Below are 22,292 nucleotides of genomic sequence, written 5' to 3'. Positions count from 1 at the left end.
TGCGTTAAACACATTATTATTGCTTTATTTTTCTTCATTTTCTTTAAAAATGGAAGTTTTAAAATCATTTGTTGATTTTAAATAACCATTAATCATTGCTTTTTTAAATTTCTTTCAAACACTAGAATTTGCGGCATTTCTATTTCTTCTTTTATAACCAATGCTATTGTGATCTAAATCATATTCTATAGCTTTTTTAAGATTATTTTTTAGTTCTTGATAATTATTTACAGTAAATTTATTGCCAGGAAAAACATTATTTCCTTTTGGATTATAATCAGGAATTATTATTGAAACTGGTTTTAGTAAATCCTTCTTATTGCTTCTCTGTTTGTACATTAATTTTTTAAATTCTTTTACAGTTTTACCTTCATATGCTGTTTTTTCAAAAAGATGTTCAAAAACTAAATTATCACTTAGTTTTTTGTTGGGACTAAATTTTTTGTACTGATTAGATAAATAAGGAACAAAACCATTATCTCAACCAAATTCACCTAATAGTTCATATGAAAATCTTTTTAAAGTTATATCTCCAGGAGAACCTTGAGGATTATCTGCTGTTCCATATAATGAATCTGGTAAAGATCAGAAATAATATCAATTTTGACGAATAGTTGCAGGTTCTCAAACTAATGTAAGCATAATGTCATTATCTACAAAATCATCAATAGAATCTAGATGCATTTGGCTTCATTTTTCTTTACTTATGGCTTCAAAAACGTTGGCTCCACTTGGATTTGTAATTGCAGTCATAAAGATATCTCTAAGTTTTTCTTTCTTAGCAGGATCTTTCATCATTTCACTAAAAATTTCTGTTTCTGCAATCTCCATTAAATAAATTAAATCAAACTCATGTTTAAAATAATTTCTAAGATCTGTAGCATTTTTAAATATGTCTGGCGAATAATTAATTATTCTTCTGTCTTGTGATTTTTGACTAGTATCTGTTTTTACTGTATTAAGTGCAATACCTTCATGAGTATCTACTCAAACAGCAGATTCTAGCAATCCTGAAGCAAAAACTTCTCCGTAAAGACCTTCACGTCTTCCTAAACCATTAAAATATGCTCGACCATCTAAACTGTGTGTCATTTCATGAGTATAAATTCCTTGAGATCAATTATATAAAAGTTCTGCTCCTGTAAAATAATTGGTATCTCCTCAACTAACTGCAGATGTTCCAGGAGCTGTGTTTCTTCAGTTAATGGCTGGTCCTAGAAATTGGTAATAACCTACAACATTTTTATAATTTTCTCTTTGATCTTGAATATAACGACGAGTACCTCTTCCTGGATGATTTGGATCAGGAATAGAAACAAATAATGTATCTGAAGTGTAAATGTTTTCAACTAATCTTAGTCTATTTTGTGGACTTAGAACTCTTCATCAATAATTATAATAATGTGTTTCTGCCTCAGTATGTTCTTTTACTAAAGCATCTATTCGTTTTATATCTTTGTCGATTTGTTCTTGTGGAACATCTCCTGGTTTGTTACCAAATCAAGCATATGTTTCGTACATTCCGAAAGTAAGTCCTGAAACTGAAGTAACTAAATAAGCTCTGGTTTGTTTCATGGTTAACAAAATTAATAATAGATGAGAAAAACGACCTCTTAATTGCATTTTATATCATAATTTTGTTGAGTATCTGTAAGGATCTTGTTCTTGTAGTTTTATTGCATCAGGTTCTGTTAATTTCGCTTCTTGAATATTGACTTTTGAATGTTCAATCAATCACTGATTCATATCTACTTTGCTTGTTTTTCCATAATTAACAATAGATTCTAAAAAGTCATAAAGACCTAATCCTCCGACATATGGAGAAATTAGAGAATCAAAGAAACTTAGATTATTTTGGGCAGTAAATAAACCTATTGGATAGTTAGCTATTGAAATTAATCAGTCTAAAACGGAAATCTTTTTATCACTAAAATAATTAAATGCATAAAAAAGAACATCTTTTACATTTAAATCATCAACATTAAAATCATATCAACGATTTATGTAAGAAATTGCAAAAAGCAGTTTTTCTTTGTTGTTGTAAACTTTTTCAAAAATCGCGTCTCTTAACTCTTGAGAATCAGGTATTTGTGAGAATTCATTAAAAAGAATTTTGTTTAAAATTCCTTCTATTTTGTTCTTGATTTCATTAAAAGAATCTTCATAAAAAAGCTTTTCAAACTTATCAGCAGTAATATTAAAATAGTATTGCAAGTAAATATTGTTATATGATAAATTTTTTAATGACTCTAGTCTAGCAGGATTTAATTTGTATTGTTTATTAAGAGCGTATGGCGTATAACTTGCTTTAAAATCATCTATATAATATTCTGCTATGTTTTCAAAATCTGATTTAAATTCTATGGTTTTGTAATCTACACTTTTATCTTGGTAAAGAATTTTAATTTTATTAAGTGTTTTTGCTTCTGAATCGTCGTAAATAGGTTTATCGTCTTTAAAATTAATGACATATTTAATTAATTTTTTTGCAATATTAGAATCTTTATTTACAGATTTTGCTAAAAAATTGATGTATGCACTATCGTAAAAAGGAAGTAATTTTTCAAGATTATATTTGATAATTAAATCTTGATTTTTTAAGTTGTTTGCTATTTTATCTTCTTTATTTAAATAGTTATTTACATTGACATTTTGGTTTAAAACTATTCCAAATCCCTTCATTTTTGAAGCTAAATCTGCTACTGAAATTTCTTTATAGTATCTACCTTTTCTTCCTTTTGAATATTCTTTAACACCATAAATTTCTTTAATGTCTCAGTTGTTTGTATAGTCATCATCACCATGAAGTCTAAAGTATTTTGTAGCATCTATTAAAGAAATTGAATGGTCTAATTTTCCACGCTGTCAAGTAGTAGCAACTAAACCTCCAGAATAAGCATTTCACTTACTTGGAAACAATTTACCAAAACTCATGGATTTTGTAACACGAGCAGCATCTATTAATCTTCCTACTAATCCAGCTTGTCTAATTAAAGAATTATTTGTTGTACCAATTGTTGTTATTTTTACATTAGCTGAAGAATTTTCTACTGTAGATTCTGGTCCTGATAGTTCTGATACTAAACCACCAAAATAAATACTAATATTTTCTGAATTAATATAATCTTTTGCAAAAATAGAGCCTTCGAAATGAGAATAATAAATTTTAGTATCTTTACCGAAAGCTAATATACCTCCTATACCATCAAAACCTGCGATAGTACCTTCAGCATAAACATTTCTAATAACACTTCCTTTAGCTGAATTTACTATAGTACCTACATTTTTAGCATTTGAATTTATACCAATTTCAACTGCATTTAAATTTTCTATTGTTGCATCTTTTATCTTGTCAAATAAAGGTAATTTGAGCCCTATAATAGTATTATTATTAAAATTAATATGACCTTTAAATTCTTCTAAAATATAAGCTCTGTCTTTGTCTGAATCAGGATCTGTAGCAGTTAAATCATTTTTTACTATAAAATTAGCGTCTGGATTTTTTGAAACTTTATCAATTAAATCAGCAAAAGAAAAGACAGGAATGGAATTTTCGATGTTTTGATTATTATTTTTTTCATTAAGTTTGAAGATTAAATTCTGTGGTTTTCCATTTTTATCTTTTAATTGATCGTTAACACTGTCGACAGAAGCAAAATAAGAATTATTCTGTGAAAAAATACGATTTACCTTTAAAAATGAAGCATTTTGGTTATCATAATATACTTTAACGAAATAATTTGTAATATCTCTTGGTCTTTCATTCAAGAAATTAATTGGAATTAAATGATCGTCCTCATCAACTCTAAATAAAGTATATTTGTTTATATTTTCTTTATTAATTTTTAAAGCTTTTTTATCTGAAACTGCAAATGGTGTTATTGTTTCTTCTACTGTTTCAATATTTATTTTTTGAGGTGGTTGTTCTTGAGTATCAGTAGGAGGTTGTTTTTCTTCTTCAGGTTTAAAATTTAAATTAACAACTTTTGTATATGATTTAGTTTTACTTCTTCTGTCATCAGAAAAATATGTTACTAAATAAACAACTCTATATTTTTTCTTAGGACTTAAAATTGGTGCTTTTAAGGAAATGGAATCATTATTTTGTTTAGTTTCTTCTTGGGTAAAAATTAATTTATCATCTTCAAAAATTTCTACTTTTAGGCTTTTAAAAGATTGAGATCTGTCAATGATATTAAAATCTAATTGAGAATTATTAGTTTTAATATGATTATCTACTGAAGACAAAATCACTTCTGGTCTATCTAAAGGTAGTCTATCAATAACTACTGGATCTTCTACAACAGTATTAAAGTCATCATCACCGTGGTTAATTCCTGGGTTTGTTCCGTTGTTCAAGCCTGGTTCTACTTGAATTCAAGAATTATGATTTCTTAAAGCAGGAGAGAATTTAATAGCCACCGGAATAGCAACAATACTTGCAATTGTTGTTAGTAATATTCCTGTAATTAATATTTTTTTCTTTTTTTTGCTTTTAAACAACATTGTCTTCCTGATAAAATTTTCTTCAAAAATGAAGGATTTTTTAAAATAATTAAAGAAAATCTATTAAATTTTTTAAGCTTTTATTTACCATTTTATATAAATAAAAAAATAGATTTTTTAGCTAATAAATTATAAATTTTTTTTAGAAAACTAAAAATAAATTTCTTTTTTAAAAATAATAGTATAAAATTCTAACTGTTACTTATTAAGTAACCATTCTGAAAAGGTATTTAAGCATAGCACCTCAAAGATGAGCCATATTAATAAGGAGTACACTATGTTTGCAATTATTAAAACTGGTGGAAAACAACTTATTGTTAAAAAAGATGAAACTATTTTTGTAGAAAAACTACAAGGAAAAGAAGGCGACAAAGTTCGTTTTTCAGAAATTGTTTTGATTAACAATAAAATTGGAAACCCATTAGTAAAAGATGCATATGTTGAAGGTGTGATTGAAAAGCAAGGTAAAAGCAAAAAAATTGTTGTTTACCGTCACAATGCTAAATCAACACACAAAAGAAAACTAGGTCATCGTCAACCTTATACACGTGTAAAAATAACTGAATTGAAAGGATAGAAAACTGAAATGGCAAAGACCAAAGCAGGTGGTTCGACTAAGAACGGGCGTGATTCAGCCGGAAGACGTCTAGGACAAAAACTTAGCGACGGACAATTCGCAACTGCAGGAGCAATTATCTTTCGTCAAAGAGGAACCAAAATCTTTCCAGGTTTCAACGTTGGAAGAGGTAATGATGATTCTTTATATTCTTTAATTGAAGGTTTCGTTAAATATGAAACTAAAAAGAATAGAAAATATGCTTCAGTATATAGCGAAAAACGTTAATTAATTAAATTTAAAAAAGAAGTAGGAATTCCTACTTCTTTTTTTAACAATTTTTTTCTCTTATAATGTGTACTCAACTTTATATTTACTAAAGTTTTTAGATTGAAATGTCTTAGTAGAAAATACTTGAGCATATGAGTAATTAATTGTTAGTCCAAAGTAAAAAAAGTAAGAAATATACAAACTAAAAGTAGATAAATATAAAAACGAAGCCATAGTTCCGTATTTGTCATATTTAATAAATTTATTTGATACTAAATAACCAAAAAGCATTGCAAATAACGATGAAGATAAAGAAGCAATAATTCAACCAGGAACAATGTCTTGAAATTTTAATTTAAAAACAGGTAATCATTTAAACATTAATAATCAACCTATTGTAAAGAAAAATAGCAAGTAAAATGAACAAAAAAGATAAAAATAAATTTCATAATGTGCCGCATCAACTTCTTTTAAATACATCATAAATGGTGTAATAATTATCAAAGAAATTGTGACGAATACAATTATAGCAAGCACTATTGAAAGAGCTTTTAGCTTTGAATAAAGTCAACTTCCTTTATTTTTGTGATTATAAATGGTAGATTGTGCTGCTATTAATTTTGAATACCCGTTGATACTAATTCATAATGTTGAAAATACTAAAAATATAAATCCAACATTTTTTCAATCTAATTTTTTAAAAGTGACTAAAAAATCAGGTAATGCTGTTTCTATTCCAGGAATAAATCTATTTAGAATATCTGATTTTACAAAAACATTAAATGGGCTTGAATTTCCAATTCTAAAATTAATGCTAGCTAAAAGTATCATTATTACTGTAATAATAGGGATAAACGAAATTAAGATATAAAAAGCCTGTCCAGTAGCAATTAAAAAAGAATTAGATGATAAATTAGCTACTGAACCTGAAATTAATTCCTTATATTGTGATGTTCTAGTTTTTCAGTCTTTGTGTTTAAAAAGACCTAATGTTATTAATAAAATAAAATAAATAAAAAAATACATTGCTTTATCAAAGTATTTATTTTTCTTTTTTTTTACAAGTATGGATTTGATATATTTGTTAGGTTTCTTCATAATTAATATTTATATATTTTATGAAAAAAAGCCGTTTTTTAATAAAAAAATTTTTTTATTTAATTTTTTTCCAATTTTAAGAAATATAAGGTGAAAGGAAAAAAATGAAATCAATATTAATTTATTTTGCAACAAAATACAAAGGTGACTTTTATAAAATACTAAAAGCACTAAAAGAAAACGAAAGGGTAAGCGACGAGAACGCTCAAGCTGTTATGGATGACCTAGAACAAAAAGGCATTCAAGCATTTACTGTCTTAGACTCTGTTTATCCAGAAGTTTTTAAACATTTAAAAACACCACCTTTTGTAATTTTTTACAAAGGGAACATAAACTTACTAAAAAATGATTTACCTAAAATAAGCTTAGTTGGTGAACAATATAATGAAATTGTTCAATCTTATTTAGATAAATCACTATCTGAAGTTATAAAAAGACATACATTAGTCACAAATGGCTACAAAGGAGTAGAAGAAAAAATTAACAACTATTTTCTTCAAAATCAAGGCAAATTAATTTTTGTTTCTGCAAATGGAGTAGAAAATCCTTGAATTTCTTCTAAGTTTGAACAAAATAATCAGAATATTTTACTTATTTCTGAATACCCAAACACTAATGTTTCATATAAAAGATTAAAAAATAGAAATAGATTAGTTGCTGCTTTATCAAAAAATCTAATTGTTTATTCTTCTTCAAAAGCAAGTGGAATACAAAATTTAGTTAACCATTTTCTAATGATTGGAAAAGAAATATTTTGCTTTCCAGGAGATATTAATTTTGAAAATGATGGAAACACAGAATTAATAAAGCAAGGTGCTAATTTAATCACAGAAGTAAAAGATGTATATAAGGAGATAAATTTTGAATAATTTACTAAATATCGTTTTATTTAACGATAATTCAACAGATATTTTAAACAGTGTAGCTACTAAAGCAAGTTCAATAGGATATGTTGTTTTGTCTTCATTTAGCGGACTAGTGGCTTTGATTTTAATGTTCGCACTGGTTTATACAGGTATTAAAATTGCTTACTCACATGGACAAAAAAGGAAACAATACATAGTTCATATAATGATAGTTTTTGTAGTTTTTATTATCACAGTTATTCTATTTTCTATAGGTATTAAATATGCAGTAGATATTTCAACTAAAGCTGCTATTAATTTAACGACTTAATGTTTGAACGAACTTTATTTTTTCCACTTTTTGTTTTTATATGAACTATTTTTATTCAAATACCATTTTCATTACTAAATTTAATTTCTAAACTTCTTGAAGTTATCAATTTTTCATTTATTAACTTTATGCTTTTTGGCATTGAAAGAATTGATAATTTCGATTTTGACCAATTAAACACTTCAATTTACTTTAAAATTTTTGCTATTGTTAGTCTATTTTTATTTATTTTTATTTTGTTATTTGTATTTCTAAAATGAAGTATTAATAAAGGATTAAGAAGTAAAAATTATAGTTTTTTATCTAGACTAAAACATATAATTTCTTATTTTGTACTTCTTTTATTAACTCCAATTATTATTTTTTCTACACTTTTACTTTTGAATAATTTTTTCGAAATTATTTTAAAAAGCTTCCAAATAAAGGCTAATTTAGCAAATAGTATTTTTATGAGTTTGCTTCCGTACAAAATGGCTGCATCTGATTGACTCTATTTAGCAAATCTTGAATATTCAGCACCTACTATTGGTATGTTCTTATCATTTCCAGGCTCGTCAGCTGCTATATTATTTTTTCCAGCGCTTATTGGAATTTGATCTTTTAAAACGCTAGCTTCTGCTATTGTTAGAGTATCAATGCAAACTTTTCAAATGCTTGTTTTATTTTCTGTTAGTCCCTTTATTTATGCAACAATGATTTACGATAATGCATATAGATTTAAAATTTGAAAAAACTTATTTATAAGAAATGTTTTGACAATAATGTGTTTTATAATAGGGCTTAGACTCTTTGAATTTTACGTCTTAATTATCAATAAATGAGATTTGAGGTCTTTTCAAGGAATTTTTGACAAAAATATAATTATTAGTCTTTTTATTATAGGCGGACTTATTGCTTCAACGCAATTAAACAAGTTAGTTTATAAATTTACAAATCAAAATTATAAATTAAAACAGCATTTTGTTCAAACTCAAGATTTGTTTAAAAATGCTAAACATTTTGTAACTAATAAACACGAAAATAGTGTTGAAAATTTACAAAATCTTAACAACGAACCAAAGTATCAATTCAATAAAAAACAAGCTTTTCCAGAATTAAATTTGGATTTGTTTGCGAAGTATAATAATCAATTTAACATAGAATGAAACATAGAAAATAAAGACTATAAGACACCAAAATTAGATTTCCAAGACCATAAATTTTTTAAAATGTACAAGGAAATAAATGCTACAACCTAAGTCGATTAAGAAAAATAAAATTCATATTTTTAAAAACTTTTATTTTTCTGATCTTATAGTTTCTTTTTTAATTTTTGTTATTTCAATTTCACTTGGTTGATTTGTTGTACCAGCTAGCGTACCTTATAGAGATTTAATTTCTATTGGTGTAATTATAGTTTTATTTTCTTTATTAGCTATTTTATTAATTTTTGTACCTACATGAAATATGCGGATTTGACAATTTTTAATTTATTTTTTAAAGTATCTTTTAGAAAATAAAAAATATAAATTTAATAGTCCATCTGCTAACACTTCGAAAATCAATATCTATAAATCTATAGAAAAAAACGGAATTATTAAACTCAAAAAGAAAAATTTGTTATTAAAAGTGATCGAATTTGATGGTAAAAATATTTGAATTCAAAATCAAAATGAAAGACAAATTTTCTTAAATAGTTTTGTAAGTATTTTAAATATTTTGGATTTTAAAATTAGTTTTGTAAAAACTAACAAAAACTTTAATTACGAAACTAATATTGAATCATTAAATAAACAAATTGAAGACTTAATCCAACACAAAGATGTTAAAAACGAAGATTATAATGCTTTTTATAACTATCTTTATAAGTCTTGAGAAGAAATTTCATCAATGAATGTTTTTGAAAGTTATGATCAATATTTTGTAGTACTTTATGCAGAAGATGAAGAAAAATTGCTTCAAAATGAAGAAATAATTATTGATGAATTTGAAAAATTATTTATTTATACACAATCTTTAGATCAATTAAAAACGCTTAAATTTTTACAATCTTTTGTTGGTAAATCAACAGAAAAAGAATTAAGTGAAAAAGACTTTGAAAACTTGGATAATTTGTTAAAAGTAAAAAAAGCACAATTTTTCTTCAATAAGTTCAAAATTGATGATGAATTTTACAAAATTAGCACAATTTCTGAATATTCATTAAATTTAAACATTGCTTGAGCAAATTCATTTTTCAATTGCGATTCTTCCTGAGTGATTTGACATTTAAATCCTATTGAAGAAAGTGATTATGAAAAAATTTTAAATAAAGCTGACAATAATATCAAAACTTCTATGTCGTTCAACAACACTTCAATTTATAGAACAAAAAAGGATTTACAACAAGTTGAAGCATTAAATGAGACTATGCATTTAGTTAACTCAGAAGGGCAAAAACTCTTTGATTCTTCTTTATTTTTCTTGACAAAAAAAGAAAATTGAAATCAGTTAAAAAAAGAATTAGATGCTAAATTATATAAAGAAATTAAACTAGAAAAATGCAAGCCAAACCCTTTACTTTTTAGACAAATGGATGCTTTTCAAAATTTACAATTTGGTGCTAATGAAAAACTTAACGAAAATGTTCAATTTGTATCAAGAAATATTTCTTATAGTTGACCTTTTAGTTTTGAAAAAAATATTGACAAAAATTCATTTATCTTAGGGAAAAACAATCAAAAAGCTGCTATTTTAGATATTTGAAAAAGGGATGAAAAACACACCAACTCAAATTGTGTTTTTTTTGGAACCTCAGGTCAAGGAAAAACAAGCTCAATTAAAAAGTTAATTTTAGATAGTTATATTAAACAAAATGCTTCAGTTTTAATACTAGATCCACAAAGAGAATATACTAGTTTTTCTTCATTTTTGAACACTTCTTTAATAGATTTGTCTTCAAATAATATGTCATTAAATCCATTACAAATAAGTGCATCACTTGTTGACAATCAAAAAAACAATAATTTGTTCTTAATTAATTCGCAAATTCAAATGTTCTTACAATGAATCAAAATTCTAAATGGTAATTTGGATGAAGAAAAAGAACTAATTTTAACTATGGCAATTAAAAATATGTACAAAAAATATGGATTTTATGATTCGAATATTAACTTATTGGAACTAAAAAATCATCAATTTCCAATAATTGATCATCTAATCAGAGAAATTAGACTTCTTGAATTTAAAAATGAACAAGAAGAAAAAATTTATTTTGAATCTAAAATTAAAATTCAAAACTGATTTATTACTAATTTTACAAATAACGGACTTTATCAAAAAATGTTTAATAATCATACAACTATTGATTTTTTAAATAATTTTACAATAATAGATACAAAAACTTTTGTTGAAAATAACTCAGTTGAGTTTGTAAATGCTTCATTTTTCTTGATAATTTTTTTAATTCAAAATAAAATTAACAAAAATTTTATTAACAACAAGAAATTTATTTTAGTAATTGATGAACTTCATAAGTTTATCGATTCTAATAACTTAACAACTCTTAATTTTATTTTTCAAACTACTAAAACAATTAGAAAATTTAATGGTTCTATTATACTTTCTACTCAAAATATAAATGACTTTGCATTATCTAAAGATTTAATTAACAAAACACAAGCAATTTTAAAAAATATGCAATATAAATTCTTTTTACATCTTCCAGGTGATGATATTAAAATGATCAATCAAATATTTAATCCTCTTTCAAACGCAGAAAATGAAGAAACCAACTTATTAAATAAATTTGATAGTCAATTTGTTTTAAATGCAAAAAGAGGACAACTATTATTACTAAGTTCTTTTAATGAGAAAAACTTTTTAAGAGTAAACTACAACGAATATGAAAAGGAGGTAATTTTAAATTAAAAAATTTTTAAAAATAAAGTTTTGATTATTATTACTTGTTAGTTTATTTTTTCCTGTTTTCTTTGCAAGCGCAAACATTAAAGTAATAGATAACAAAACTTCTGTAGAATACAATCCTAGCTTACAAACAGATTTTGTTTATAGAGATAGTAGAAGTTTTGTATCACAAGTAAATTCATCTGCTATTGTAGGTGCATACAGATCAGGTCTGAACTTCAATATTCCTAATTCAGAATTTTATCCAACCATTAAATATCGAAATAACACAAGTTGATGATCTAAAAAAACTGCAAACTATCCTTATGTTATCAAAGGTAATACTTGAACTTATACTGGAGATGTAACAGAAATAGTTTCTGGTTTGTATGGAGCTAAAATCAACATAAATCGTGGTTTGAAAAGATATTATGGTAGATATAAATTCACTTGAGATTTACGAGAATATTATGGCTCAAAAGACAAACCAAGAGGTTTAGAACTTGATGATGGTTCATTTGCAGAAATATATTTTTACAACGTGCCGGTAGATGATATAAATGATGCATTTAAAAATGTAGATATTAATTTTGCACTTTTAAACTCAATTAATCAAACTCCTGCGAACACTATATTTTCAGCAGATGGTAGCAACGGAATTCCTTTAAAAACCCATATTTTTCGTTCTGCACAAAATTATATAAATCAAATTCATAGAGAAATAAAAGCTAAAAAACAAACTATAAATTCTTTTAATATTAAAAACTTAGAGGTCGATATTCAATTTTATTTAACAGCACCTCCTTACCATCATAAAACAGATTGGTTTCCTCATGAACAAAAAAATGAGTTAACTTACTTTAAATTTATAACCAGTTTTGATCTCGAATATACAGCAAAGAAAAATATACAAAAACACCGTGAAAACTTTGCACAAATAAAGAAAATTGAAGACTCTTTTAAGAAAACATTTAAAAATAATTACGTAGAAATAAGTACAGACACAGGAGAAATTAATGGAATTTCTAACATAACAGTTTCTTCAAGAGACAAATCTAACAAATATTATTTTGAAAAAGCACTTAGTAGTTGATGAAATGGCTTAAAGCCAAGTCTTAACACTGATTTTTCTTTAAAATATGAGCTTTCTACTGTAAGAAAAAAAGATGATTATTTTGATTTATTAGTTACTTTTAAAGAACCTGATTTTGATCAAAATGTTTATAAATATGTAATTAAAAATGTGAATATTCGCTACAAAAGCACAGATCTTTTTAAGTCTAAAAATCTACAAGAAAGAATTAAAGTTATTCCTGGAAAAACAATTGATAAAAGAAATTTTTCCAATAAATTAATTGATGATGTTCCTGTGAGAGAAGAAAATGACAAACCACTTTCTCGTGAATATGGTGGAACATGAATTTACGATTCTAATGTTAAAGTTATTTTTAACACAACATTAAAAGAAGACGAAATTTTATATGTAAATGATGAAAAAGTTGATGTTTTAAATCAAAAATTTGAATTTGATTTAAAGCTTATGAATCTTGAAAATACTGAAGAAATATATAAAATTAAAGTTTTAAAATTTGACAAAGAAAATGCAAATTTTGAAAACAAAAAAATAATTTCACAATGACAAATGATTATTAAAATTAAAAATAATCAACCTAAAATGGATATAAAGTGATTTGGTTGACAACCAGATTCAAACCCAAAACAACGTTCTAAAATTGAAGAGTTTTTAAAAAATGAAAAAGGAGAATTTATTTTTGACGAATTAGGTCAAAAAATGAAGAATCCTGATTACGACAAATTAATTGATCCTGTAACTGGAACTAAAAATGAATTAGTTTGAATTGATTTTTCAAATAGTTCTTTGCCTTATGGAACACAGTTTTTACAAGATCCACAGTCAAATAAAGGTCATTTAATAAAAGACACAGATCTTTTTGATCTTGGAATTATTGCTCAAGCTAGTGTTATTGAAAAAGGAGCAAACTTCAAATCTTTTTCTTCGAATTCTTTATTTAAAAGATTTAAAGTAAGAAATGATATTAATAATTTTGACTTTGATTACGATCCACTAATTTTTCCTTTATCTAAAAATGGGCACAATTTTAAAATTAGTGAAATTGAAGAAAATTACTTCTCAAGTGAAGGAATTTGATTATTTTCTTACAAAAATACTAGATCAATGAATTTGTTTAAAATTATTTGAGTAGGTAAAAACAAAAATAATCAATTATTTTCTGAAATTTTTCCTAATATAAAAATTTATAACTTTTGAGATTCTACTCATGGTAAACATTTGGCAGAATACTTAACAGAAAAACAAAATTACAATTTAGATCAAATTAAACAACTTAGTTATGATCAAGTTATTTTGAAATGAAAAGACTATATTAATGATTTTATTTGAAATAATCAAGATAGAAACGTGTATGGAACAAAACAAATTTTTTCAATCAATACAGAAGAAGTTGTAAATACAATAAAGAAAAAAAGAAAGGAAAATGAAGAAAAAAGAAGACAATCTAGTTCTTCTCAACAAGATAATAATTCTCAAGACTCAAACAAATTAAATTCTGATAATTCTTCTAATTCATCTAATAACAATCAGAATAATGAACAAAACACTTCTCCAAATAATGACCAAATAAATAATCCTAATGATACTAACCAAGGAAATAATTTAACTTCAGATAATCCGGGAAATTCTACAAACAATGACCCTAATAATAAAATTCCTTTTCCACCTAGTATTGATGACGTAGAACACTCAAATCGTGAAGAAAATTCTTCAAAGAAAAATGGGACAAATACAAATTCAGGTTCAAATGAATTAGGAAACGATAGTAACCAAATATTAAATACTGAAGATTCAAGTTGAACACCAGAAGAAAAGAAAAAATTATTAGAACAAATTATCCTTAATAATCAAAATATAGACAATCAAGAGGTTGAAATTAGTGAAGATATCGACATTCCTGGGCTTTATAAAATAGAAATTTCTAATTCTAAAGAACTTGATGTAGAAGAAGGAAATGTTCAAACTGAATTTGTTATTTTAGATACTCCTTTAGATTCTGAAGCTAAAGAAAATAAAGAAGAAATAATTCCTAATGTTGATTCAAAAGCAATAAAAAACATAGCAAAAAGAACAACTTTTAAAAAATTTATTTACACTGACTTAAATCAATTTATAAATTTTGAAAATAAAGATAAAATCGATTGAAAAGTAAAATATGATTCCAAATTTATTTTATTTGTTTTTGAATTAATGCCTGAATTTGACAAAAACTTTTATATTGAAACCAAAAACAAGCTAATAAAAATCGACTTAAACTTTCTAGAAAATGACAATACAACAATCCAAGAAACAATCAGAAAAAATATTTTTGAAAACTTTAACCTACAAACTTTAAACATCAATGGATTATTTACAAAAGATAAAATACTTACATTTTTAGAAACAAACATCAAAAATCAAATTAATTCAGAATTTAAACTTGATAGAGATTATTTAATTGAAAACAAGGACATAAAACTCAACGAAATTGAAGACTCTCTTGTAAAAGATAAAAGGTTTTTAAATAATTGAGTTTATTTAAAAGTAAAAGATGTTCAAGATTCTTCTAACTTTAGAGTAATTAAAATTATAAATAAAGTAGAAAATCAACACTATCAAAATCAAGAATTAGATTTAAAAACCATTAAATTAAAAGAATTAATTATTGATTATGAAACTACAAAAGAAGACCAGTTTTTAACAACTATTCAGGATAATTTAAGTGGACAATTAAATAGTCATAAGCTTGTTTTAGAAACTGATTTGAATTTTAAACACATTGAAACTTCACTTGAAATGTTAAAGACTTTTAAAGATGAATTTGTAGAGTTTGTACTTTTTTCAAACCAACTCAATATTAAAAATGAGTTAATTTTCAAAGTTAAGCTAATTAATTTTTCTGGAAAAGTTAAACTTGATTTTTCTAAGATAACATTAGATGACTTAAGTATTAAACTCAGTTCTGAAAATCAGATTATTGAAGAAATTAAAAAATGAGTTAGCTTAAAATTAAAGTTTTTTAACCTTGAGTTAGATAAAGATTATTTTATTGTTTCTCTAAAAGAAAAAGGATTTTTAGCTACATTACTGCAAGAAAAAGATTCTAAAAACATCTTAAACATTAAATTAGAAGCTAAACCAGAAAGCAAAAAAATCCAAGGACAAACACAATTTTATGTCTTTAATAAAGTAACTAATCTATCTGATATTGAACAAATTAGTCTTGAAAATCAAGACAATAAACAAAATAATTTAGTTTGAATTATTCCAATTTGTATCATTGTTAGTCCAATAATAATCTTCTTAATTTTGAAATTATTTAGAAAATACTTATCAGCTAAAAGATTTAAATAATGTATAATTTCGCTTATGAACAAAAATTACGTTTTTTCAGACGTTGATGGAACAATTTACGGTACAGAATTTCAGTTCACTAATGAAACTCAAAAGTTTTTTATAGAAAAAAAATCTGAAATGAATTTTGAAATAATCATAACTACTGGTAATCCTTATATGTCTAGAATTAAAAAATTAGCTGAAGAATTACAAGTAAAATACATAATTTCTTCAAATGGAGCACTTTTTACAGATTTAATTGAAAACAAAGAATATATTATTTCTAGTTTTTCAAAAAAAATTCAAAAACAAGTTTTAAATATTGCAAAAAAACATAATTTGCAAGTAAATTTTTGAAACAATAAAGAATATTTTTGCTTCAATTTTATAGAAAACACTAATTTTTTATTTAATTATGCGTTATTAGATAATTCTGTAGTTAAATTTACAAATACTACTCATGATGACATTTTGAAAATGGAACTTTATGGTAGTGCAAAAAGTCTTGATCTAGCTTATTTAGAATGTAAAGATATAGAAGAAATAAATATTTCTTTTTCTGTGGGTTCTCATATTGAATTAACTACTAAACCAACTTCAAAAGGCTATACTTTAGAATATGTTTGCAAAAATATTTTTCAAGAAGACATTCAAAATGTAATGGCGGTTGGAGATAGCGAAAATGATATTTCTATGTTATCTGTTGTAGGTTATTCTTATGCAATGGCAAACTCAATTCAATATGTAAAAACTTTTGCTAAATACCACACAAGTGCTTATAATCAAGAAGGTGTTGTTATGGCTATAAAAGATTTTTTATATAGAAAATCACAAAGATAACAATAAAAAACACGAAGTTATTCGTGTTTTTTATTGTTATTTAAACTTTGGAAATAACATGAAATTGTTCAATAACTTTGTTAAGTTCTAATTGTTTTAGTAAATCTAATAATTTAGAATTTATAGAAATTCTAAGTGCTATTTCAGAAATATCAAAGCTGAATTTAGCATCTGTTTTTAGTGTTGTTAGTTTTTTAAATAAAAGGATGTTATCCTTGTGTTCTTTTAATTTTTCCTTCATTTTTGAAGGTAATTGATCTAAATTATTTACTAAATTCTCTACTGTTTCATACTCTTGAATTAACGATTTGGCTGTTTTTGGACCAATACCTGGAACACCTTTTATATTGTCAGAACTATCTCCAGATAAAGCTTTAAAATCTGGTATTTGTGCTGGAAATAAATTATATAAATCATAAAAATTATCTACTGATTTTATTAAAAACGAATTGTCTTTGTTTTTATCCACGATATATGTTTGATTAGAAACTAATTGCAATAAATCTTGATCTGAAGAAAAAATAAAAACTTTTGAGTTTCTATCGTGTTCTAAAAAGGTTTTATTCATTGAAGCAATTAAGTCATCTGCTTCGTAGTCAAAATCATCAGACCATTTTAAATTTGCTAAAGTCAAAATTTCTTTTAGTAAATTTAACTGTGAAAATAAAGAATCGGGCGCTTTTTTTCTTCCTTGTTTGTAATCAGGAAACAAACTATGTCTTTCTGTTTGCGAACCTTTATCAAAAGCTATGTAAATATGTGTGGGTCTAAGTTCTTTTATTACTTTAAATAAAGAAAGAAAAAATGTGTGAATAGCATTTGTTTCTTGTCCTTCGCTGTTTTGCATATTGTTTCCTTTAAAATTAAAACTAGCATAAAAAGACTTGAAAATCAACAAATTGCCATCTACTAGTAAAACTCTGTTAGTCATATCTTATTTCCTTTAAATGATTTTGTAATACTAATTTATCTTTTAATTTAATTATTTTAAATTCATAATACTCTTTTTCTCTAACTGCTTCAAAAAAGGTTATTTTGCTTCCAAAAAGTCAAACATCTTTATCAGGTGATTGAAAATCAGTTATTGTGATTTTTTTCATTGACACACCAGTTTTTGAAGTTAAATTTGCTACTTTTTTAACATATAAAATCATTTTATATTCAACATTTGGATATATTTCTGAAAGTAAAACTTCATTTTGTAAATCTTTATTAGACTCTGGCAAACTAAATTGCATTCCTAAAAATTTTGCTTCATTTTCCATAGTTAATTTTATATCATCTTCTTTTTTTTCAAGCTCAAACTTGCCTGGAATCAATGAATAATCACAGTATAAATTTTTATTTTCATCTTCTAAAATACAAATTTTATAAGATTCTGCAGTTGATAAATTAGCTAATAAAGTAGGTATGTTTCCAAAATCGCTAAGTGCACCTGAATTTATTAAAAGTGTGATAATTGTATTAGAAATGTTGATGATTTTCATCCTAATTACAAAATCTAGAAAGTCTTTGTAAGTTCCGTTTTTTTCTCTTTCGTCTAAAATCTTTTGACAAGCAACCGCACCTAGTCCTTTAATCAAAATCAAAGGCAGATAAATTGTTTTGCTTTGTAATTCATAAACAGCTGAAGTTGATGAAATATTAATATTTGGTTTTTTAAACTTCATTTGGGATTGAGCTTCTTTTATAAATTTAGCAATATTGGCTTGAGCACCATCTTCGTTAGTTATTAAATAGGAATAAAACTGCAAAGGAAAATGAGTTTTTAAATATGCCATTTTATAAGCAAGAGTTGCATAAGCTACAGCGTGAGATTTGTTAAACCCATATTCAGCAAAATACTCGATTTGTTCAAATATTTTTTCTAAAATATGTTCTGAATAACCCTTTTTAATTCCACCTTGTATAAAAAGTTGTTTAGCTTCATGTAGTTTTTCTGCTTCTTTTTTTGAAATGGCTCTACGTATTAAATCTGATGTTGCAAAATCAAATCCTGCAATAGTTTGACAAATCTGCATAATTTGTTCCTGATAAATAATAATACCGTAAGTTGAACTTAAAATATCATTATATTCTTGTGAAATTCCTTCATAATTTGCTTCATTTTTCTTTCTTTGCGCATATAAAGGAATGTTTTTTATTGGTCCCGGTCTAAATAGCGAAATAACTGCTACAACATCTTCAATTCCATTAACTCCTACTTTTCTTAAAGTGTTAGCCATACCAGGAGATTCTAACTGGAAAATACCAACAGTTTTTCCTTTAGTTAATAATCTGTTAGTTTCTTCATCAAAAATAGGAATCGTGTTGAAATTAAGTAGAAAATTATGTTCTTGATTTACTGAATTTAGAATTCCTTGAACCACAGTTAAATTTTTCAATCCTAATAAATCGATTTTTAATAATGAAAATTGTTCTAAGAATTCTGCACTAAATTGTGTTTGATTATATTTTTCTTTGGATATTAAAGTTGGTACATAATTATAAATTGGTTTATCTGCAATTACAATTCCGGCTGCATGTGTTCCAGATTGGCGTGGCATTCCTTCTAAAAACTTAGCAATTTCAAAAATTTCTTTATATAAAAATTCTCCATTTTTGTCTTGTTTTTCAACAAAAGATCTAAAATTCGCATTTACTTTGTATGCTTCTTCTAATGTATGTCCAGCGGGTATATGTTTTGTTATTGCTAAAACTTCAGAAGCTGCTATATTTTTGAGTTTTTTTGCAACATCAGAAAATGCCATTTTAGCCCCAAAAGTAGAAAAAGTTATTATTAAAGCTGTGTTTTCATAGCCATATTTTTCTTGAATATACTTAATTAATTTATCTCTTTGGTTATCTTGTACATCGATATCAATATCGGGCATTGAAATTCTTTTAGGATTTAAAAAACGTTCAAAAATCAAGTCAAATTTGAGTGGATTGACTTGAGTTATGTTAAGTAAGTATGAAATTAAAGAACCTGAAGAAGAACCTCTTCCTGGACCTATTAAAATATTATTTTTTCTAGCTCATCTTAGAAAATCTCAGATAATTAAAAAGTAGTTTGAAAACTTTAAGTTTTTAATAACATTAAATTCATAAACTAATCTTTCTTTAAAGCTAGGATATTTTTTAAATTCTGCCTTTTTCTTGGCTACTTGTTTTTCTAAAAGTTGTTGCAAAAACTCAGCTGGATTTAAGTTTTCTTGATTTTTAAAATCAGGAAGTATCATTGTAGCTTTAGGAAAATCTATTTTAATATCTTCTACTAATTCATTGGTTCTTTTAATTATTTCGGGGTGAACTTCTTCTTTTCAGTCTTCAAAATCAATAAAATCTACATTAGTTAGTGGCTGTGAACTATCTGATATTTTATGAAGGATTTTTAAGTATTTTTCTTCATTTGCAAACAAAACATTTCTTGTCTGAACATAAACTGCATTAGCAATTTTCGGATCATTTGCATGAACAAAATAATTTTTAAAATTTAGTCTTTGCTTGCTTTTGCTATATAAACCCAGCTTTGGATGATCGATAACAATTATGTTTTCATTGTCTAAATCAGTAATTTTAATTTCTTCAAAAGACATTTTTTTAGAACTTAAAAAAGACAAATGAAGAAAACCTTCATAATTTTTAGCAATTAAAATAAAACGAAAATTTTGAACTTCTAAATCAAGTCCAATAATAGGATTTATGTTGTTAGCTTTACACTCATTATAGAACTTAGCAACCCCAAACATATTGTCTTTATCGGTTATAACCAAGTGTTTGAGTTGATTTTTTTTGGCAAATTCTATTAAAGAATTAACTTTAATTGTCGATTGTAAAAAGCTATATTCAGTGTTTGTATGTAGATTGATTAATTTTTGCATATTATATTAATTTTATAGAAATAAATAAAAAGAATACTAAATTTAAAAATTTAGTAATTTTTGAAGAAAAAGTATTAAAAATATACTACTTAATTGTATGAATGTCAGTTAAAAGTCTGCTTAATGAGTTTGAAATTTCTTCACTAGCCACTTGTTTTGTATCTAAAAGGTAGCGACTAGAATTTGGAAAATTATCTCTAACAATATCTTTGTACTTGTTCAATGCTTCATTAAATAGTTTTTGATTTGCTGGATTGAATTTTGAGCTAAATGAATAAAATTTATCTTTATAAGATACATAAAAAATTATGTTTTTATCTCCGTTACGTAATAACAAACTATCATTAGTTCCAACTTTTTTAGTATATAAGTCATAAATTAATTTATAAAATAACAATTTTAAATCTTCGTTAATTATTAAAAATGGATTTATATCACTTGGTTTAATTTCGTTATTTTTGAAATTATTTACAATTAATTTTTGATTTGCTTTGTCAGAATATTTATAAACTAAAGGAATTAAAGAATTAGTAGCTACAAAGAGAATCTTGGCTTCTTTATTATTAGGATTGCTTAAAAAAGTTCTAATTTTATCTTCATCATTGTTAATGAAAGCAATATCATCACTATTTTGATCAACTTTTACTTTTAAATTAGGATTATTTTTGTTTCAAGAAAGAATTCCAGCTAAAAAACCTAATGTTTTATTCATTTGGTGTTCATCATCACGATTATTATTAAAAATCAAAATTTTTCTTTGTTTTTCTTCTTTATAGTTCTGAGCTAAATAACTAGATGCAAAATAACCTGCAATTCAATTTACATCTTCTGGAAGAAAATTAAAAGAGATTAAGCTGTCATTATTTCCAATTTTTGATAATTGTTTTGAAGCATCAAAGGTTAATATTTTAATATTTTTTTCTTTTAGTGTTTCTTGGTTATTGGGCGCTGTTAATCAAAGGCTAAAAGATGAAACTAATTTTGGTGAGTTAAAAGCAAAAATATTAAATCCTTGGTCAATATAATCGTTAAACATTCTAAAAAAAGTAGCTTCAATGTTTGTATCTTCAATATTTTCTATTCTTAGTGATGGTGTAGCTTCTCCTTCAATGACTGAAAAAACATGCTTAAAACTTTTGCTAAGCGCGTTTGAAAAATCCATATCAGAATTTACATTGAAAATAACCGCCTTTTGCTCTTGAAAATTTTTATTCTCTTTAGTGGTCTTAATTATTTCATTGTGTTTTAGATAAAAATTTTTCTCTTCGACTGCGGCTTGATCGTTGGCTGTATTTTGACAAGAAACTAATGCAATAATTGAAGCAATAGATGAAGAAAAAAGAAGGAAAAATGATTTAAATTGTTTACTTTTACTTATTTTCTTTTTCATGAATTTTTTGAATAATTTTATCTATTTTTTCAACTTGTTTTGCTACTGTATCTAGTTCAAAATGAAGCTCAGGTACTTTGTATGAAGTGGATTGTTGAGCTAATTTACGTTTAATAAAACCTTTTGCATTCTCTAAAAATTCTAGTGATTTTTTGTCATTTTTTAAAAAGGAAAAATATACTTTTAGATGCGAACCATCATTAGATAATTTCACCGCTGTAATTGAAACTTCAAATTTTTCATTAAAATTTTCGTTAATTATTTGTGCTATTAGTTGGTGGTAATGTGATTCTTTTTTTTGAATAGAAATTTTTGGCATAA

At 25.1% G+C, this 22,292-nt stretch carries 14 protein-coding genes; 8 read left to right on the top strand and 6 right to left on the bottom strand.

Annotation, left to right across the window (positions count from 1 at the left end; translation table 4 throughout):
- Window positions 1-24: 24 nt before the first annotated feature.
- Window positions 25-4,506 (bottom strand): ZmpA/ZmpB/ZmpC family metallo-endopeptidase, encoded by a 4,482-nt coding sequence (locus HF996_RS01300; RefSeq protein ID WP_168910284.1) that lies wholly within the window; start codon window positions 4,504-4,506, stop codon window positions 25-27.
- A gap of 277 nt (window positions 4,507-4,783) precedes the next feature.
- Between HF996_RS01300 and rplU the strand changes: the two genes are divergently transcribed.
- Window positions 4,784-5,083: a 50S ribosomal protein L21 gene (rplU, locus tag HF996_RS01295; protein WP_168910283.1), complete on the top strand. Its 300-nt coding sequence runs from the start codon at window positions 4,784-4,786 to the stop codon at window positions 5,081-5,083.
- Between the two features lie 9 nt (window positions 5,084-5,092).
- Window positions 5,093-5,350 (top strand): 50S ribosomal protein L27, encoded by a 258-nt coding sequence (gene rpmA / locus HF996_RS01290; RefSeq protein WP_168910282.1) that lies wholly within the window; start codon window positions 5,093-5,095, stop codon window positions 5,348-5,350.
- 60 nt (window positions 5,351-5,410) lie between these two features.
- On the opposite strand, the gene HF996_RS01285 is transcribed toward rpmA, so the two are convergent.
- Window positions 5,411-6,430 (bottom strand): YihY/virulence factor BrkB family protein, encoded by a 1,020-nt coding sequence (locus tag HF996_RS01285; RefSeq protein WP_168910281.1) that lies wholly within the window; start codon window positions 6,428-6,430, stop codon window positions 5,411-5,413.
- 104 nt (window positions 6,431-6,534) lie between these two features.
- On the opposite strand from HF996_RS01285, the gene HF996_RS01280 reads away from it, so the two are divergent.
- The 6 genes from HF996_RS01280 (at window position 6,535) to HF996_RS01255 (ending at window position 16,718) form a co-directional block, all read left to right on the top strand.
- Window positions 6,535-7,299, top strand: coding sequence for a DNA-processing protein DprA (locus HF996_RS01280; protein ID WP_168910280.1), 765 nt, complete (start codon window positions 6,535-6,537; stop codon window positions 7,297-7,299).
- Window positions 7,292-7,606: an Mbov_0395 family pilin-like conjugal transfer protein gene (locus HF996_RS01275; RefSeq protein WP_168910279.1), complete on the top strand. Its 315-nt coding sequence runs from the start codon at window positions 7,292-7,294 to the stop codon at window positions 7,604-7,606. Before HF996_RS01280 ends, HF996_RS01275 begins: the two co-directional genes overlap by 8 nt.
- Window positions 7,606-8,844, top strand: coding sequence for an Mbov_0396 family ICE element transmembrane protein (locus HF996_RS01270; RefSeq protein WP_168910278.1), 1,239 nt, complete (start codon window positions 7,606-7,608; stop codon window positions 8,842-8,844). The genes HF996_RS01275 and HF996_RS01270 overlap by 1 nt, the downstream gene beginning before the upstream one ends.
- Window positions 8,831-11,494: an Mbov_0397 family ICE element conjugal transfer ATPase gene (locus tag HF996_RS01265; protein ID WP_168910277.1), complete on the top strand. Its 2,664-nt coding sequence runs from the start codon at window positions 8,831-8,833 to the stop codon at window positions 11,492-11,494. Before HF996_RS01270 ends, HF996_RS01265 begins: the two co-directional genes overlap by 14 nt.
- Before the next feature lie 361 nt (window positions 11,495-11,855).
- Complete coding sequence (locus tag HF996_RS01260; protein WP_254427737.1) at window positions 11,856-15,896, top strand: Mbov_0399 family ICE element protein; 4,041 nt, start codon at window positions 11,856-11,858, stop codon at window positions 15,894-15,896.
- A 15-nt stretch (window positions 15,897-15,911) separates the two neighbouring features.
- Window positions 15,912-16,718 carry an HAD-IIB family hydrolase gene (locus HF996_RS01255; RefSeq protein WP_168910276.1) on the top strand — a complete coding sequence of 269 codons (807 nt, stop codon included), beginning with the start codon at window positions 15,912-15,914 and terminating at the stop codon, window positions 16,716-16,718.
- 40 nt (window positions 16,719-16,758) lie between these two features.
- Here HF996_RS01255 and HF996_RS01250 read toward each other — a convergent pair whose 3' ends face one another.
- The 4 genes from HF996_RS01250 to rbfA all read right to left on the bottom strand — a co-directional run bounded on the left by HF996_RS01250 (window position 16,759) and on the right by rbfA (window position 22,290).
- Window positions 16,759-17,649 (bottom strand): 5'-3' exonuclease, encoded by an 891-nt coding sequence (locus tag HF996_RS01250; protein WP_168910275.1) that lies wholly within the window; start codon window positions 17,647-17,649, stop codon window positions 16,759-16,761.
- A complete protein-coding gene (locus HF996_RS01245) occupies window positions 17,642-20,581 on the bottom strand; it encodes a DNA polymerase III subunit alpha (RefSeq protein ID WP_168910274.1) in 2,940 nt (979 codons plus the stop codon). Before HF996_RS01245 ends, HF996_RS01250 begins: the two co-directional genes overlap by 8 nt.
- A gap of 85 nt (window positions 20,582-20,666) precedes the next feature.
- Complete coding sequence (locus tag HF996_RS01240) at window positions 20,667-21,971, bottom strand: sugar ABC transporter substrate-binding protein (RefSeq protein WP_168910273.1); 1,305 nt, start codon at window positions 21,969-21,971, stop codon at window positions 20,667-20,669.
- Window positions 21,952-22,290: a 30S ribosome-binding factor RbfA gene (gene rbfA / locus HF996_RS01235; RefSeq protein WP_168910272.1), complete on the bottom strand. Its 339-nt coding sequence runs from the start codon at window positions 22,288-22,290 to the stop codon at window positions 21,952-21,954. The genes HF996_RS01240 and rbfA overlap by 20 nt, the downstream gene beginning before the upstream one ends.
- Between the last annotated feature and the right edge of the window lie 2 nt (window positions 22,291-22,292).

Source organism: Mycoplasma sp. 1654_15, assembly GCF_012516495.1.
In the GTDB taxonomy this organism is placed as follows: domain Bacteria; phylum Bacillota_I; class Bacilli_A; order Mycoplasmatales; family Metamycoplasmataceae; genus Mesomycoplasma.
Note: the sequence above shows the minus strand (reverse complement) of the source record. Positions and strands in the feature narration are given on the sequence as shown.